Source organism: Niallia sp. RD1, assembly GCF_024219955.1.
GTDB lineage: Bacteria > Bacillota > Bacilli > Bacillales > Cytobacillaceae > Niallia > Niallia alba.
This window is the reverse complement of sequence record NZ_CP100420.1, coordinates 1142789-1160481: the sequence shown is the minus strand read 5'-3', so window position 1 is coordinate 1160481 and position 17693 is coordinate 1142789. Positions and strand designations below refer to the sequence as shown.

At 36.1% G+C, this 17693-nt stretch carries 16 protein-coding genes; 13 read left to right on the top strand and 3 right to left on the bottom strand.

What is annotated here, in order from left to right:
- Positions 1–13: 13 nt before the first annotated feature.
- The 4 genes from NKG37_RS05390 to queF all read left to right on the top strand — a co-directional run bounded on the left by NKG37_RS05390 (position 14) and on the right by queF (position 1966).
- The gene (locus tag NKG37_RS05390) at positions 14–496 is read left to right on the top strand and encodes a Na+/H+ antiporter subunit E (protein ID WP_101728931.1); all 483 of its coding nucleotides are present in this window, start codon (positions 14–16) and stop codon (positions 494–496) included.
- Positions 489–773, top strand: a complete 285-nt coding sequence (locus tag NKG37_RS05385) for a Na(+)/H(+) antiporter subunit F1 (protein ID WP_016201604.1) — start codon at positions 489–491, stop codon at positions 771–773. Before NKG37_RS05390 ends, NKG37_RS05385 begins: the two co-directional genes overlap by 8 nt.
- Positions 751–1131, top strand: coding sequence for a monovalent cation/H(+) antiporter subunit G (mnhG, locus tag NKG37_RS05380; RefSeq protein WP_016201605.1), 381 nt, complete (start codon positions 751–753; stop codon positions 1129–1131). The genes NKG37_RS05385 and mnhG overlap by 23 nt, the downstream gene beginning before the upstream one ends.
- 334 nt (positions 1132–1465) lie before the next feature.
- Positions 1466–1966 (top strand): preQ(1) synthase, encoded by a 501-nt coding sequence (gene queF, locus NKG37_RS05375; protein ID WP_101728930.1) that lies wholly within the window; start codon positions 1466–1468, stop codon positions 1964–1966.
- A 64-nt stretch (positions 1967–2030) separates the two neighbouring features.
- Here the strand turns inward: queF and NKG37_RS05370 are convergent, their stop codons facing one another.
- Complete coding sequence (locus NKG37_RS05370; protein WP_016201607.1) at positions 2031–2948, bottom strand: aldo/keto reductase; 918 nt, start codon at positions 2946–2948, stop codon at positions 2031–2033.
- 258 nt (positions 2949–3206) lie between these two features.
- On the opposite strand from NKG37_RS05370, the gene amyS reads away from it, so the two are divergent.
- Positions 3207–4751: an alpha-amylase gene (amyS, locus tag NKG37_RS05365; RefSeq protein ID WP_254415933.1), complete on the top strand. Its 1545-nt coding sequence runs from the start codon at positions 3207–3209 to the stop codon at positions 4749–4751.
- Between the two features lie 55 nt (positions 4752–4806).
- Here the strand turns inward: amyS and acsA are convergent, their stop codons facing one another.
- Together acsA and NKG37_RS05355 are read right to left on the bottom strand one after the other, a co-directional pair.
- A complete protein-coding gene (gene acsA, locus NKG37_RS05360; protein WP_254415932.1) occupies positions 4807–6525 on the bottom strand; it encodes an acetate--CoA ligase in 1719 nt (572 codons plus the stop codon).
- 155 nt (positions 6526–6680) lie between these two features.
- The gene (locus NKG37_RS05355; protein ID WP_254416369.1) at positions 6681–6896 is read right to left on the bottom strand and encodes a DUF3899 domain-containing protein; all 216 of its coding nucleotides are present in this window, start codon (positions 6894–6896) and stop codon (positions 6681–6683) included.
- A 654-nt stretch (positions 6897–7550) separates the two neighbouring features.
- Between NKG37_RS05355 and NKG37_RS05350 the strand changes: the two genes are divergently transcribed.
- The 8 genes from NKG37_RS05350 (at position 7551) to NKG37_RS05315 (ending at position 17459) form a co-directional block, all read left to right on the top strand.
- Positions 7551–9221 carry a peptide ABC transporter substrate-binding protein gene (locus tag NKG37_RS05350; RefSeq protein ID WP_254415931.1) on the top strand — a complete coding sequence of 557 codons (1671 nt, stop codon included), beginning with the start codon at positions 7551–7553 and terminating at the stop codon, positions 9219–9221.
- 155 nt (positions 9222–9376) lie between these two features.
- Positions 9377–10306, top strand: a complete 930-nt coding sequence (gene opp3b, locus NKG37_RS05345) for an oligopeptide ABC transporter permease (protein ID WP_254415930.1) — start codon at positions 9377–9379, stop codon at positions 10304–10306.
- A gap of 1 nt (position 10307) precedes the next feature.
- Positions 10308–11462, top strand: coding sequence for an oligopeptide ABC transporter permease (opp3C, locus tag NKG37_RS05340; protein WP_254415929.1), 1155 nt, complete (start codon positions 10308–10310; stop codon positions 11460–11462).
- Between the two features lie 18 nt (positions 11463–11480).
- Positions 11481–12536 carry an ABC transporter ATP-binding protein gene (locus NKG37_RS05335; RefSeq protein WP_016201615.1) on the top strand — a complete coding sequence of 352 codons (1056 nt, stop codon included), beginning with the start codon at positions 11481–11483 and terminating at the stop codon, positions 12534–12536.
- Positions 12533–13474 (top strand): ABC transporter ATP-binding protein, encoded by a 942-nt coding sequence (locus tag NKG37_RS05330; protein WP_254415928.1) that lies wholly within the window; start codon positions 12533–12535, stop codon positions 13472–13474. Before NKG37_RS05335 ends, NKG37_RS05330 begins: the two co-directional genes overlap by 4 nt.
- A 200-nt stretch (positions 13475–13674) precedes the next feature.
- The gene (gene tnpA, locus NKG37_RS05325; RefSeq protein WP_254415927.1) at positions 13675–14160 is read left to right on the top strand and encodes an IS200/IS605 family transposase; all 486 of its coding nucleotides are present in this window, start codon (positions 13675–13677) and stop codon (positions 14158–14160) included.
- Positions 14161–14491: 331 nt separating this feature from the next.
- On the top strand, positions 14492–14749 hold the full coding sequence (locus NKG37_RS05320; protein WP_040343490.1) for a hypothetical protein: 258 nt from the start codon (positions 14492–14494) through the stop codon (positions 14747–14749).
- A 223-nt stretch (positions 14750–14972) separates the two neighbouring features.
- The gene (locus NKG37_RS05315; RefSeq protein WP_254415926.1) at positions 14973–17459 is read left to right on the top strand and encodes a helicase-related protein; all 2487 of its coding nucleotides are present in this window, start codon (positions 14973–14975) and stop codon (positions 17457–17459) included.
- Positions 17460–17693 lie beyond the last annotated feature (234 nt).

Below are 17693 nucleotides of genomic sequence, written 5' to 3'. Positions count from 1 at the left end.
AGGGGTGGTAACCATGCCCATGCAAATACTAATTAACTTGTTAATAGGTGTCGTATGGATGTTCTTGCAGGACACCTGGAATGTTTTAACCTTCTTTACAGGTTATTTATTTGGAATACTTGTTCTTTTCATTCTACGTCGATATATGCCTACTAAATTTTATTTAGAGACATTTATAGCTGTAGTTAAGCTATTTATTGTATTTATTGAACAACTGTTTACTTCGAGTGTAGTCGTTATTCGTCAAATAACCCAACCAAAACTTAATATTTCCCCAGGAATATTTTCTTTGGAGACGGAATTGGAGGGGGAGTTAGAGGTATCTTTATTAGCTTTATTGATGAACTTAACCCCAGGATCGGTCGTTGTTGAGGTTGCACCTGATAATAAAAAGTTTTTTATCCATGCTATGGATATACCAGCTCAAAAAGAATCAATTTTTCATTCGAAAGAAAAATTTGAAAAAGCTATAAAGAGGGTGACACGGTATGATTGATAACTTATTAGTTGGATCCTTAATTTTACTTATTCTGTCTATACTTGCAACAGTCTATCGGCTGGTCAAAGGACCATCTGCTCCTGACAGAATACAAGCACTAGATAGTTTAGGAATTAACTTAATTGCTGGAGTAGCTATATTTTCTGTCCTGCTTCGAAATACAGGTTTCTTTGAAGTAATTTTATTGATTGGGATTCTATCGTTTATTGGAACGATTGCTTTTGCCCGATACATTGAAAGAGGTGTGGTCATTGAACGAAAGCAATCCGATTGAGCTAATAGCTGTTCTGTTAATTTTCTGCGGTGCAATCTTCTGTTTTCTTAGTTCCTTTGGGTTAATAAGGCTGCCTGATGTGTATACAAGGTCTCATGCTGCCTCAAAGGGATCAACGATGGGAGTGCTTTTTACACTGGTTGGTACATTTTTCTTTTTTATAATAGAAGGCGTTTTTAGTATCCGGCTATTTTTAGGAATATTCTTTGTTTTTCTAACTTCACCTGTCGCCTCACATGTAGTGGTTCGTTCAGCGTATCGTTCCAAGGTTAAGCTTGCGGATGTAACAGTACAGGACGATTTAAAGGTGGAAATGGAAAAGGAAGGAATCAAGCCGCTAGAAGTTCAGCCTAAGTAGTAGGGGATAGATAGTCCAGAGCCGCAGAGGGGCGGTTCTACTGAGGTCCATTTGGATGTCCTCAATAGAATCGTCCGTCCGCGCCCCCTTTGCTTACCTCAAATTTCTAATTGACGAATTTTCGCCGATTCTATATAGTTAAAAAAGATACACCCGTACTGAAGCGGGAGAGGTTCATAGCGAATACCCTCTATAAAAAACTATGGATACATGCAATCTACGCCATGTCCATAAAGGATATGGCTTTTTTGTTTGATTCAGTTGGTTTTTCTGCTAAGGTAAATGCCTCTCTTTTCAGCAGTGTTGGGAAACACCAAACAAGGAGGACTCTTTCATGTCTGGAAGAAAGAACGAAGAAGGATTACAAGACTTAACTTTATTAGGAAATCAAAATACTCCATATAAAAGTGATTATGCACCAGAGGTATTAGAATCTGTAGATAATCTTCACTCTGATAGAGATTATTTTGTAAAATTTAATTGTCCGGAGTTTACTAGTCTTTGTCCAATAACAGGCCAGCCTGACTTTGCGACAATGTATATCTCTTATATACCAAATAAGAAGATAGTGGAAAGTAAATCTTTAAAATTATATTTATTTAGCTTCCGTAATCATGGTGATTTTCATGAAGATTGCGTCAATATTATTATGAATGATTTAATTAAACTATTGGATCCAAGATATATTGAGGTATGGGGTAAATTTACTCCACGGGGTGGAATTTCAATCGACCCATGGTGTAATTATGGAAAACCAGGAACGAAATTTGAAGAGATGGCGACACACCGTTTAATGAATCATGATATGTATCCTGAAAAAGTAGACAATCGATAATAAAAAACAGTTACCTGCTCGTTATTTTTCCGGGGAGGTAACTGTCTTTTTAGTTTAAATTTAGTTATGGTAAAATATTGCCCGCTGCACGGTAAATGCTGTACCACTCTTCCCTTGTCAAATGAACGTCACTTGCGTTACAGCAGTCTATTAAGCGATCTATATTCATTGTTCCAATAACGGGTTGCATTTTAGCAGGATGACGCAATAACCAAGCGATCGCAATCGTTGTATTGCTAACTTGATACTTGTCTGCAATTTCATCCATTTGTTTATTTAGTTCAGGGAATTTTTCGTTCCCAAGGAAGACCCCTTCAAAGAAACCAAATTGGAACGGAGACCAAGGCTGAATAGTGATATCATGTAAGCGACAGAAGTCTAAAATGCTGCCGTCACGGTTAATAGCAGAGTCATTTTCCATATTCACATTAATCCCATTTGAAATCATATTTGCATTCGTAATACTTAATTGTAATTGATTAGCAACAAGTGGCTGTTTTACATGCTTTTGCAACAATTGAATTTGCATCGGATTTTGGTTAGAAACGCCAAAATGACGCACTTTTCCTGATTGTTCAAGTTTATCGAAAGCCTCTGCGACTTCTTCAGGTTCCACTAATGCATCTGGACGATGTAATAGAAGAACATCTAAGTATTCGGTGTTTAGTCTTTTTAGAATGCCATCTACTGAATCTAAAATATGCTCTTTTGAAAAGTCGAACATGCCTTTACGAATACCACATTTAGATTGTAAGATAATCTTCTCACGAACACTTGGAGACATATGGATAGCATCTGCAAATATTTCTTCGCAAACACCACTACCATAAATATCTGCATGATCAAAGAAGTTAGCCCCTTGTTCTAAAGAAGTTTGGACAAATCGTTCTGCTTCATTTTTTTCTAATGAGTTAATACGCATGCAACCAACTGCAACTACAGGTACTTCTAAATTACTGCTACCTAGTTTCATTGTTCTCATGATTTCTATTCCTCCTAAATAAATTGGAAAGCGCTTTTATTATTTCATCATTCATTTTGACATAATAATGGCTTAAACAGCAAATATTAAGTACTTTTTATCCCGCTCTTAACGGGCAGTATGACCCAACCACAAGCTGAGGGGATTTTTTAAAAAAAAGAAATGAAAGATGTCCTATTTACTAGTCCGTCCTATTAAATTTATAATTATTAAGGAGGGTTGAAAACGCTTTCTTAACAAAGGAGAGGTGGGAGAAGAATGAAAGGTTTTATAGGTAAAACGTCTATTATTGTAATTATTATTTTCTTGTTGTTTCCCTTAGGAAGTGAGAAGTTCGCATCAGCGGCTTCTACAAATGGAACGATGATGCAATATTTTGAATGGTATTTGCCGAATGATGGAAATCATTGGACAAGGCTTCAAAATGATGCGGCAAATCTAGCTAATAAAGGAGTAACTGCTGTCTGGATTCCTCCAGCATATAAGGGAACAAGTCAAAATGATGTGGGATATGGTGCATATGATTTATATGATTTAGGCGAGTTTAACCAAAAAGGAACAGTCAGGACGAAGTATGGCACAAAAGCTCAATTAAAATCAGCAATCGCAGAATTACATAAAAAAAATATAAATGTATATGGTGATGTAGTGATGAACCATAAAGGGGGTGCTGATTTTACGGAGAACGTAACTGCCGTTGAAGTAGATCCCAATAATAGAAATAATGAAACATCGGGCAACTATCAAATTTCTGCCTGGACAGGCTTTAATTTTCCTGGCCGAGGTAATACTTACTCTCCGTTTAAATGGAGCTGGTATCATTTTGATGGGACAGATTGGGATGAGAGCAGACAACTAAACAGAATCTATAAATTTCGTGGAACAGGAAAGGTTTGGGATTGGGAAGTTTCCAATGAAAAAGGAAATTATGACTATTTAATGTATGCAGATATTGATTATGATCATCCAGAAGTAGTAAGTGAAATGAAAAGCTGGGGAACCTGGTATGCTAAAGAATTAAATTTAGATGGGTTCCGATTAGATGCGGTTAAACATATAAAGCATGATTACTTACGGGATTGGGTTACCCATGTAAGAAATCAAACAGGTAAAGAGATGTTTACTGTAGCGGAATATTGGCAAAATGATATTGGAACGCTAAATAATTATTTAGCAAAGACAAATTATAATCAGTCTGTTTTTGATGCACCCCTTCATTATAATTTTCATTATGCATCTAATAGTAATGGAAATTATGACATGAGGAATATTCTAAAAGGAACAGTAATGGAAAGCAATCCTAGATTGGCAGTTACCTTAGTTGAAAACCATGATTCCCAGCCAGGGCAATCTTTGGAATCTGTTGTAAGTACATGGTTTAAACCTTTAGCCTATGCTTTCATTCTTACAAGAGCAGAAGGATATCCATCTGTCTTTTATGGAGATTATTATGGAACGAAAGGGAATAGCAATTATGAGATTCCGTCATTAAAAGCACAGTTGGATCCGATTCTAACTGCCCGTAAAGATTATGCATATGGTACACAGCGTGACTATATTGACCATTGGGATATTATTGGTTGGACAAGAGAGGGAGATACTGCTAAAGCAAAATCAGGACTAGCCACCTTAATAACAGATGGTCCTGGAGGGTATAAGTGGATGGAAGTAGGAAAACAAAATGCCGGAGAAGTCTGGTACGATATAACGGGGAACAGAAAAGAAACAGTCACTATTAATAGTGATGGCTGGGGCCAATTCTATGTAAATGGAGGCTCACTTTCTATTTATATACAAAAATAAGGAAGAGAAGAGTTACCTTGCTCACTGGTAACTCTTCTCTTTGTATGTTGTTAAATTAATCTTCCATTGTAGAAAGGTCTCCAGTAGGGAGTCCAAGTTCCCAAGCTTTTAATACACGTCTCATAATTTTTCCACTCCGTGTTTTTGGAAGCTTTTCACAGAATTCAATTTCTCTTGGGGCAGCATGAGCAGCCAAACCTGTTTTCACAAATAAACGTATTTCTTCTTTTAATTGATCCGTTTTTTCATAGCCATCAACTAGTGCAATAAAGGCTTTAATAATTTCGCCTCTAATAGGATCTGGTTTTCCGATGACACCTGCTTCTGCTACGGCAGGAAATTCGATTAGTTTACTTTCTACCTCAAATGGTCCAACTCGTTCACCAGCGGTCATAATAACATCATCGACTCGACCTTGGAACCAGAAATAACCCTCTTCATCCAAATAAGCGGAATCTCCAGACACATACCATTGATCATGTTGGAAATAACTATTAAATTTTTCTTCCTTGTTCCATATTGTGTACATCATTGATGGCCAGCCTTTTTTAATGGCCAAATTCCCCATTTGATTAGGCGGAAGGATATTTCCATCATCATCTAAAATAACTGCTTCAATCCCTGGAAGTGGTTTCCCCATTGAACCTAACTTAATATCCATACAAGGTAAATTACATATTAGCTGAGCACCGGTTTCTGTCATCCACCAAGTGTCATGGATCCGATGTCCAAATATATCAAATCCCCAGCGAATTACTTCAGGATTAAGCGGTTCGCCTACGCTTAGAATATGACGCAGGGAAGAGAGTGTATATTTTTCTGTTACTTCCGCTCCAGCAGCCATCAGCATTCTAAAGGAGGTAGGGGCACTATACCAAACGGTCACTCCAAAGGATTCAATCGTTTTATACCATATATCAGGACTAAATCGACCACCTGCAACAACATTTGTGGAGCCAGTAAGCCATGGACCAAAGATTCCGTAAGAAGTACCTGTAACCCAACCTGGATCAGCAGTACACCAGTATACGTCATCTTCTTGTAAATCTAATACCCACTTTGCTGTTTGGTAATGTTGAATCATAGCATTGTGAACATGAAGCACACCTTTTGGTTTTCCAGTTGAACCAGAGGTGTAGTGTAGGATTAATCCATCTTTGCGATTGACCCATTCTATGTCTAATTCTGTAGAGGCTGTTTGAAAATGATGAAGGAAATCTTTTATTTTATCATCTTCTTGTATGTTTTCCCCAACAATAAAAATAGTTTCTAAAGCAGGCAATTCTGTATGTGGAATTCTATTTACCAGTTCAGGTGTTGTAATGATTACTTTTGCTTCACTATCATGCAGACGGTCTTTCACTGCATCTTCCATAAAGGCTTCAAACAGTGGACCAACAATGGCTCCTAATTTGATTGCTCCAAGTAAAGCAAAATATAACTCTGGTGAACGAGGCATGAAAATAAACACACGATCCCCTTTGTTCACTTTTCCTACATCCTTTAATACATTCCCAGCTTTATTTGAGAATTTCTTTAAGTCTTTAAATGTGTAAGTTTCTTTTCTTGATGGATGAAAATAATGGAGGGCTACTTTATTGGCGCGGTAGTTTTCAGCATGACGGTCAATTGCCTCATAGGCCAAATTAACTTTTTCAGTCTGATGCCAAGAAAAATCCTTTTCTGCTTGGTCCCATTTGAAATGTTGGTACAATTCCTCATAGTTTTCAAGGTTATGCTTGCCTTTAACAGGTGGAAACGCTTCCAATCTCATTAATACATCCCCCTCATTTCAATTTTTTTACAAGATTATTATAATTGGTAAACACTATATATACAATTTTAATGTTGTAATTAAATAAATATTCCTACATTTTGAAAAAATGAGATGGAATGTATGGGGGCAAAAGCCTATTTCAAGGCTCATAGTTAAACATAGTAAGTCAGTAGTAAAATTAATAAATAAATTAGTAGCATGGAAGCTTGAAATTTAAGGATAGAATAAATTCCTTTATTAAATTTTTGAGAAGGGAGAGGTTTTTCCTTCCATTCGTCCAAATAATCATTACTTTTTAGAATAACATGATGAAATCTTCGGAAACTGAATGTCACACCGTCCAAGAAGCCTCCCTTTGCAATATACATAAATAGAAAAATAACGAGATAAAAGAAAGTTAAATAATAGACGGAATTAATATAAAGAACAAAAGAATATTCTGAGGAAAAAATAAGAAAAAGAACGAACGTCATGAAGATATTTATTAGGAAAACAGACCATTTTTTATTATGCATGAATTTTCACCTTTATTAATAAGTTTTTAACGCGAATAATCGTATTTTACCTTAACTCGATCAGAAAGTACATTTTGAATAAAGTTGTAAAATACTTCTATTCTTACATTCTGAATTAACATTGTGGAATATTGTTTTCCTTTTACACTAAAAATAAGAAAAATCACCAATAGAATAAAATCACCTACTATAAAAAATACTACCATAATAAAATCATCTACTAATATAAGGTAAAAAAGTATATTGGCATATGGATATTTTTGACATAGCATCAGTCTTTTGCCATATTATATACCTATTAATTTAAAGAATTTTTTAGAATTTTATCAAAAAAGTAAGCGTTGTCTTTATTGGTTTAACGCATGATTGCCCTATCATTATATAACAATATTTGAAATTATCTCTATATTTAGTCTTTACAACTCTACTAGAATAATAGTATACTCACTTTAGCTTCTTTTTTAGATGTAATTTACAGAATAATATAACAATGGGGGGTCTTTTTTTATGAAGCGAAAATTTACTTGGCTGCTTTCACTGACGTTAGTGTTGAGTGTATTTTTAGCAGCATGTTCTGGTGGCGACGACAAAGGGTCTAAAGGTTCAGATAAGTCAGCAGAAAATAAAGATGTAGAACAAGTATTAAACTTAATTAACGGAGATGCGATTCCATCAATGGATCCATCAATGGCAACTGATGAATATGGTTTCCAATTCTTAGGTGCTACAATGGAAGGTCTTTATCGTTTAGGTGAAGATGCTAAAGTTGAAAAAGGTATTGCAGAATCTCATGAAGTATCTACAGACGGTTTAACTTGGACATTCAAGTTACGTGAAGATGCAAAATGGTCAAACGGAGATCCTGTAACTGCTAACGATTTCGTTTATGCTTGGCAACGTGCAGTAAACCCTGACACTGGTTCTGAGTACGGTCCATACATGATGGGCGGCGTAATCAAAAACGCTACTGAAATCAGCAAAGGCGAAAAGAAACTAGAAGAATTAGGAGTTAAAGCAGATGGCGACTACACATTAGTTGTTGAACTTGCTAACCCAACTGCGTATTTTGAATCATTAACAACATTCGGTACATTCTTACCATTAAATCAAAAATTTGTGGAAGAAAAAGGCGATAAATTCGCGACTAGCTCTGACACTCTTTTATCAAACGGTCCATTTGTTTTAGAAAACTGGGAAAGTACTGCGCAAAAGTGGAATCTTGCTAAAAACGACACATACTGGGATGCAGATACAGTTAAGTTAGAGAAAATCAACTATGTAGTAGTAAAAGACGCTCAAACAATGGTTGACCTATATGAAAAAGGCGAAGTTGACCGTGCTTCATTATCATCAGACTTAGTTGACCAATACTCTTCTCATGAAGACTATACAGTTAAAGCTGATAATTCAGTGTTCTATCTAAAAATGAACCAAACAAGAAACAAAGCGCTTGCTAATAAAAACATCCGTGCAGCGATCAGCCGTGCGTTTGATAAACAAGCTTTAGTAGACACTATTTTAAATAATGGCTCTTTAGTTGCTAACGGTTTAATTCCAGCTGATTTCACTCCAATGCCAGATGGCAGCGGTGATTTCCGTAAAGTTAGTGGAGATTTAGTAACATATGATACTGCTGCTGCGAAAGAATTCTGGGAAAAAGGCCTAAAAGAATTAGGTACTAAATCTGTAGAAATTGAATTCTTAGGTGGGGATACAGATGTATCTAAAACGATGAATGAATACCTTGCTAACCAATTACAAACAAACCTACCAGGTTTAAAAGTAACTCTAAAACAAGTACCATTTGAGCAACGTTTAGATTTAGATACTAAGCAAGATTACGATCTACAATTAGCTGGTTGGGGTCCTGACTACCTTGATCCATATACTTTCTTAAGCTTATGGGTTACGGATGGCGGAAATAACAAAATGGGTTACTCCAATCCTGAGTACGACAAGTTGTTAGAAGAAACGACAACAACTCTTGCTACAGACAATGAAGCTCGTTACCAAAACTTCTTAAAAGCTGAAAAAATTCTATTTGATGATGCAGCAATCGCTCCTGTATATCAACGTGCTGGCGCATTCCTATCATCACCAAAAATTCAAGGCTTAATCGAAAATCCATTTGGACCAACTTATGAATACAAATGGACTAGTGTAGGAGCTGCAGAGTAATTTCGCTTTTTTGAAAAATTCGATGCTATGAAATAAGAGGGAGTGTATGCTTTTATAGCATATACTCTCTTGTATTTTTGAGTAGGAAAATTCTGATTATAGCAAAAATAAATTATTATGCTATAATAAACAAAGAAAAATTAGGAGGTGCACAGATGGCTCGATATCTTCTTCGACGTTTATGGTATATGTTCATAACATTGTTCATTATCGCTACAGTATCCTTCTTCCTGATGAAGTTCCTTCCAGGGAGTCCACTGAAAGCTGACGATAAGTTAAGTGAAGAACAAAAAACAATTATTTTGGAAAAATATGGATTGAATGATCCGGTTCCTGTACAATATGTACGATACTTAGGAAACCTTGTGCAAGGGGATTTAGGTGTGTCATTTAAATTTGATAATACCCCGGTTACAAAAATACTATCAGCAAAAATCGGTCCGTCCGCACTTCTAGGTGGACAAGCTTTAGTGTTAGGAACTGTACTAGGGATTCTGCTAGGCTTGATAGCCTCCATTTATAGGAACGGTCCAGTCGATTATACGTCTACGATTATCGCTGTACTGGGGACATCGGTTCCATCGTTTGTATTTGCAGGACTATTACAATATTTCTTTGCAGTAAGATGGGATCTACTACCAGTTGCGCTTTGGGGTGGCTTTGAATATACCATTCTACCAACTATCGCACTTGCAATCTCCCCTTTAGCAGTTGCGGCGAGGTTTACAAGAACAGAAATGATTGAGGTATTGCATTCAAATTATATAACGACAGCTCGTGCAAAAGGTGTTACAGAAGCAGGAATTATCTTCAAACATGGATTGCGCAATGCACTGATTCCGCTAGTTACCGTTATAGGTCCAATGGCCGTTGGTTTAATGACAGGATCATTGGTTATAGAGAAAATTTTTGCTATTCCTGGAATTGGGGAACAATTTGTTACATCTGTTACTGTAAATGATTATCCAACAATTATGGGAACAACCTTAATGTTTGCTTTTGGCTTTGTTATTATAATTTTAATCATTGACCTCCTATATGGATTAATTGATCCGAGAATTAGAATTGCAGGAGGAAAAAAATAAAATGAATAAAAAGAATCTTAATCAAATAGATAAAAATTTATTTAGACCTCTTAAGCAAGAAGAGAATACAAGTGAGAAAATTTCTGCGCCAAGCAGAACATTTGCTCAGGATGCAAGAAGAACGTTATTAAAAAACAAGCCGGCAATTGTCAGTATATTTATAATACTATTAATAATCGTAATGAGTATTATTGGACCACATATGAATGACTACGGAAACGATGGACAGAACCTTTCCCGTGCGAAGCTTCCTCCTAGAATACCAGTTTTAGAGAATGTTTCTTGGTTAGGATTAGATGGTACATTATCTGGTAGATATGAAGGTACGAATGTAGAGGATGCAACTGCAAAAGCAATGGCTCGATATAAAAGTACAGATGAGTTTGTTGATATCAAAGTTTTAGAGGAAGGCGACGGTACAAGAAATTCTGCTGCCGTAAGAGCAACCTACCATATTTATGAAGCGAAAGATATGGATGATACGTATTTCTGGTTTGGTACGGATACACTGGGCCGTGACCAATGGACAAGGCTTTGGGAAGGTACTCGTGTATCGTTAATCATTGCGTTTGTCGCTGCTATACTTGATTTATTAATCGGTGTAACGTATGGCGGGGTATCTGGATTCTATGGCGGGAGAGTCGATAACGTCTTGCAGCGTATCGCTGAGATATTAGTAGGAATACCAAACTTAGTAATTATTCTATTAATGATGCTGATTCTCCAGCCAGGAATTGTCTCTATTGTTATTGCCTTAGCGATTACAGGATGGATCGGAATGTCTAGGATTGTTCGTGGTGAGGTACTTAAACTTACCAACCAAGAATTTGTACTGGCAGCAAGAACATTAGGAACGACAAATGGTACAATTATTAGAAAACATTTAGTTCCGAATATTACGGGGATAATTATTGTTAATACCATGTTCTCGATTCCTGGAGCTATCTTCTTCGAAGCATTCCTAAGCTTTATCGGACTTGGTATTGTTCCGCCTAATGCTTCATTAGGGGCATTAATTGAACTAGGATTTGCTAATTTACGATTGTACCCATATTTATTAGTTTTCCCAGCGACTGTATTGTCAGTATTAATGATTGCATTCAATATATTAGGTGATGGATTACGTGATGCATTCGACCCTAAAATGCATAAATAAGAGAGTAGGTGTTTATAAATGAGTAAATTATTAGAAGTCAAAGATTTAAGAGTATCATTTAACACCTACAACGGTGAAGTACAAGCTGTTCGCGGTGTTAGCTTTGAGTTAAATAAAGGAGAAACACTAGCAATTGTAGGGGAATCCGGTTCTGGTAAATCCGTTACTTCTAATGCTTTAATGAGACTACTTCCCGAACCGCAAAGTGTCATTAAAAGTGGAGAAATATTATTAGAAGGCGAAGATATTGTTAAAAAGTCCAAGAAAGAAATGCAAAAAATTCGCGGTAAAGATATTTCCATGGTGTTTCAAGATCCTATGTCTTCCTTAAATCCAACAATGAAAATTGGGAATCAGATCATGGAAGGTCTAATTAAGCATCAAAACATGAACAAATCTGATGCAAAGAAACGTGCTCTTGAGCTGCTTGAGTTAGTTGGTATTCCACAACCGGAAATTCGTATTAACCAATTTCCACACCAATTCTCAGGTGGAATGCGTCAACGTGTGGTTGTTGCAATCGCGCTTGCGTGTAACCCGAAGATTTTAATTGCCGATGAACCAACAACAGCACTTGATGTTACGATTCAGGCACAAATTTTAGAATTAATGAAAGACATTCAAAAGAAAACAGATAGTGCGATTATTTTTATTACTCATGACCTTGGCGTTGTAGCAAACGTTGCAGATCGCGTTGCGGTTATGTATGCTGGGAAGATTGTTGAAATTGGAACAGTTGATGATATTTTCTATAATCCGAAGCATCCATATACATGGGGATTAATAGGTTCTATGCCAACACTAGACAGTACGGATGAAGAGCTTTTCGCTATACCTGGAAGCCCGCCGAATATGTTAAAGCCTCCAGCAGGAGACGCATTTGCGCCTAGAAATCAATTTGCGCTAGAAATTGACACGGTAATGGAACCACCAATGTTTAAAGTTTCGGATACGCATTATGCAGCAACTTGGTTATTGCATGAAGATGCTCCAAAAGTTGAGCCACCAGAAGCTGTTAAACAAAGAATGCTTGGTTTCGCGAAAACAGGTCGCAAGGACGGTGAAAAACGTTGACTAGAGAAAAATTACTAGAAGTAAAAAACTTGCAAAAGCACTTTTCCGCAGGTAGAGATAGAATCATCAAAGCAGTGGATGGTGTATCCTTTGAAATTTTTAAAGGAGAAACATTTGGTCTAGTTGGAGAATCTGGTTGTGGGAAATCTACAACAGGAAGAACAATTATCCGTCTTTACGATGCAACAGGTGGAGAAGTTAAATTTGAAGGCGAAGATGTGCACGGTAAAAAATCAAAGGCAGAGCTTCGCAAATTCAACCAAAAAATGCAAATGATTTTCCAAGATCCGCATTCTTCTCTAAATCCACGTATGACAGTACTTGATATCATTGCAGAAGGTATTGATAATCATAAGCTTGCAAAAACACCAGAAGAGCGTCGTCAAAGAGTAGAAGAGCTACTAGAAGTAGTAGGATTGAATAAAGAGCATGCTACACGCTTTCCGCACGAATTTAGTGGTGGTCAGCGCCAAAGAATCGGGATTGCTCGTGCACTAGCTGTTGAGCCAGATTTCATTATCTGTGACGAGCCGATTTCTGCACTAGACGTTTCCATTCAAGCACAGGTTGTTAACCTTTTGAAAAAGCTGCAAAAAGAACGCGGACTAACATATTTATTTATTGCCCATGACCTTTCAATGGTTAAATACATTAGTGACCGTATTGGCGTTATGTATATGGGTAACCTGGTAGAGCTTGCAGAAGCAGATGAACTGTATGAGAACCCAATTCACCCATACACAAAATCATTGCTATCAGCAATTCCGCTTCCAGATCCACGTTATGAACGTGAACGTAAAAGAATTGCTTATGATCCATCTGTACATGATACAAGTGAACCAGCCGAATTAAGAGAAGTTGCTCCAGGTCACTTTGTACGTTGTACAACGAAAGAATTTGAGCAATACAAAAGCGAGTTAAGCTTAAAGAAAAACTAAGTAAGAATTTAATCTATTAAAGAAGATCCTTCCAAATAATCCTTGCCAAAGTGCAAGGATTTTTATTTATAGAAAAGAAAACCCTGGGCTATGCCTAGGGTTCCAAAAAGCTTACAGCGTGGTATTAAAAAAACTTCCTCGTGGTGCTAAAATATTTTTTGGTTCGCCAACCGAAAATAAATAGCCAGGAGGAAGTCCTTATGTCAAAAGACAATAATAGTTTAGCACACACAACTTGGAATTGTAAGTATCACATAGTATTTGCACCAAAATATAGAAGACAAATAATTTACGGGAAAATAAAGAAAGATATTGGGCAAATCTTACGTACCTTGTGTGAGAGGAAAGGCGTAGAGATAATAGAAGCAACTGCGTGTAAGGACTACGTACATATGTTAGTGAGTATTCCGCCAAAATTAAGTGTATCAGCATTCGTAGGATATCTAAAAGGAAAAAGTAGCTTGATGATATTTGATAGACATGCACAACTGAAATATAAGTATGGAAATCGAAAATTTTGGTGTACAGGATATTATGTAGATACGGTAGGAAGAAACAAGAAGGTAATTGAAGAATATATCCGTAATCAAATACAAGATGATCTAGTCGCAGAACAATTAACGATTATGGAATATATTGATCCATTTACAGGGGAAGAAGTGAAGAAAAAGAAACGAAAAAATTAGGAGAGAAGGCCTTTGAGGTCTGGCCAGTAGAAGTAGTACAATTGGCGAACCTTTCAGTAGCCCTTTAGGGTTTGGTCAGTAACAAAGGCTTTCAGCCGCAGAGAAAACCACCCGTTCTCACGGGTGGTCCTTATTATTTCCTGAGAAATCTTATTTACATTCTTTATTCCCCTCTTTGAAAAAAATAATCGTAAATAACAGAAAAACTATTTTCTAAAAATCGATAAAAACTGACATTCACCGTGTAGACTTAACAGTCATCTTTCTTACTTTTTTAAATAGATAGTGTTTATGAAACAAATCATTAAGAACCACCGCTGTTGAATGTTCCATGGCTACAGATAGACAGTATAATCGCATATCTGCACATAGAAAAAGAATTATGAAACGACAAGGAAAATCGAAAGCACGGATCGCTTCCGCTCATTTAATCCTAACAATTGCTTACAATATTTTAAAAACAAGGCAACCATATCAGGAACTAGGCCCTGATTATGTTGATCTCGAACAAAGTAAAGAACAAAAAATGATTCAATACTTAAAAAGGAAAGGGTATCGTATTGAACCCACTAATGAACAAATTGCTTAATGAATAGCAAAAGCACTATATTTAATCATTCCTAGCCTTTTAAAAAAGTTCAAATTTAGAAGGTTCAGCTTAGTGTTGCCTTTTACCTAAAGAGTTTTCATACAAACAGCCTAAATAAAACATAAGAAAATCCAAAAAATATTAAAAAAATCTACATGTCTAAGATAAAATAAAGGAAAATAAGAAAAAGAAGGATAGTAATCCATTATTATAGGAGTTCATCATGATAAATCCAATATTAAAAACCCAGTATGATAAAGCGGTTCAACAAACAAAAATGCATATTATAAAGGATGTAAATAAGTATTTAGAAAACAAAGAAAGTCTACCGACATTTGCACAGTATATGGCAGATCGGAAAGTTTATATAGAGCAAATTTGGTTAAACACATGGCTTAATATAGCAACTAGTCATATAAAGTACGCTGAAAAGAAACAATATCTTACAAATAAAGGATTGGATATTAGCGACCTTAGTAAAAAGCAGATCAATCGATTATTTCGAAGTGAAATACGAGATGTTGGCGCATTTTCTTATGAAGAGTGGCTGACAAAAAAGTTAGGGGAAGATAAGGAAAACTGGAAAAACAAATATAGAAAGCAACGAGTAGCATATGTAGAAAAAGTGGAAGAACAGAAAGACATGGAAACAAAGCGTAAATATACAGTGAAGTTTTCTTATTATATCGAACAATTGATAGAGAAACATTATGAGGAACTGTTTCTTTATATTCGCTATTTAACTGGAAGTAATATTGCGCTTGAGATAGACAGAAATGGTATTATTTTATCTTCCATGGAGTTAACCTTTGAAGAATATTTATCGAATGAAATGAATATGCCTTATAATCAATTTTATTTTTTAGAGGATCGGACAGAGGCATATGAAAATCTAATCCTTCAACATCTAATCGATTTTTTTCCTACTTGGGTAAAAGACAGATTGCCAACTCGTATAAAGGAAGAATATACAGAAGTATATAGTCATTCCTTAACCAATTCTTCTTTGCTTGAAGTAAGTATGCCGCTACTTCAAGAAGTGACAGTGGAATTTTTAGAGGATTTGTTGCCTGAATACGTAATAGATTTGGAAAAATTATTGGACATTCCTTTTGATATGGAGATTCATAAAGAGATTATGGAAAAAGATAGACAAAGGAAGGCGCAAAAGGAAGCAGAGGATCGGGAAGAGCAAAGACGTCGCAAAGAAGAAGAAGCTAGAATGATTGAGGATATATTTGGTAGGGAATATTATCCTCCAACCAATATAGATGTTAAATATGTACTTCATACAGGGGAGACAAATACTGGTAAAACTTTTCAGGCTATTAACCGGATGATGGAAGCTAGTAGTGGTTTATATTTGGCACCATTAAGATTATTAGCACTAGAAATTTATGAGAAACTAAATCAGCAAGGGATTCCTTGTTCCCTTAAAACAGGAGAAGAAGAAAAGCTTGTTCTTAATGCACAGCACCAATCAAGTACGGTGGAAATGTTTCATGAAAAAAACTATTACGAAGTGATCGTTATTGATGAAGCCCAAATGATTGCAGATAGGGAAAGAGGATTCTCCTGGTACCGGGCTATTACGAAAGCAAATGCGAATGAGGTTCATATTATCGCAAGTCTTCATGCAAAAAACATGATTTTACAGCTATTAGGCGATACAAATGTAGAGGTTCATGAGTATCGAAGAGAGACACCACTACAGGTAGAAAATGATTTATTCCAGCTCAGCCATACGAGAAAAGGAGATGCCCTTGTTTGCTTTTCAAGAAGGAACGTATTAGAAACAGCTTCCGAGCTACAAAGAAGGGGCTGGCAAGTCAGTGTTATCTATGGAAGTATGCCCCCGGAAGCAAGGAAAAAACAAATGGAGCGTTTTATTAAGGGAGAAACGAAAGTTATTGTTTCGACAGATGCGATTGGGATGGGGCTGAATTTGCCAATAAGGAGAATCGTTTTCTTAGAAAATGACAAATTTGATGGTATTAGAAGAAGAATGTTAACCTCTCAGGAAGTTAAGCAGATTGCAGGAAGAGCAGGAAGAAAGGGAATTTATGATATTGGGCGAGTTGCTTTTACAAGTGATCGTAAAAAGATGAAATATTTATTAGAAAAAAAGGATACGGACTTTTTTGGATTTACAATAGCGCCTACAAGTGCCGTTTTAGAAAGATTTCAAAAGTATTCCAATAATCTCGGCTTGTTCTTTTATCTATGGGGACATTTTAAAAGCCCTGAGGGAACGAAAAAGGCATCTTTAGCAGAGGAAATGCTGCTATATGAAATGATTATGGATACGATGGTCGAAGCGAGAATGTCCTTATATGATTTATTTAGTTTTTTGAAGCTCCCGTTTGCAACAAGTGAAAGTTCATTACGAGTCCAGTGGAAAACGAATATGGAAGCAATTGTTGAAAACAGGGATTTACCAGAACCAAAAATAAAGCAGGATAGCTTAGAGGAGTTAGAGCTTGCTTATAAATCTATCGGGCTTCATTTATTATTCTTATATCGATTAGAAAGAAGAACAGAAGCCTATTATTGGGAAAAGGTTAGATTGGAATTGAGTGATCAAATTAATGAGCAACTAAAGAAAGGGATAAAAGGAAAGAGACGGATAAAGAGATGTAAAGTATGTGGAAAAGAATTATCCGCCAAAAGTAAATTTTCAGTGTGTAATGAATGTTTTTACAAAAAATAAAGGATAACTAAACGAAGTTATTTTATAGATAGGCTGCTTACTATAAGATTGTTGTTTTTTATAAGGGGATAATTTTTCAAGAGATACTGAGTAGCCTGAAGATACATAGACGCCCGGAGGTTGAGACCTCGCAAGTGTATTCAGGCTTCCGGTTAATGGCAACAAACTATACTAAAACAGTCTTTAGAGAAAAAGGTTTTTTGCTTGTAAAATTGCCAAAGGATGTTTCAAAGA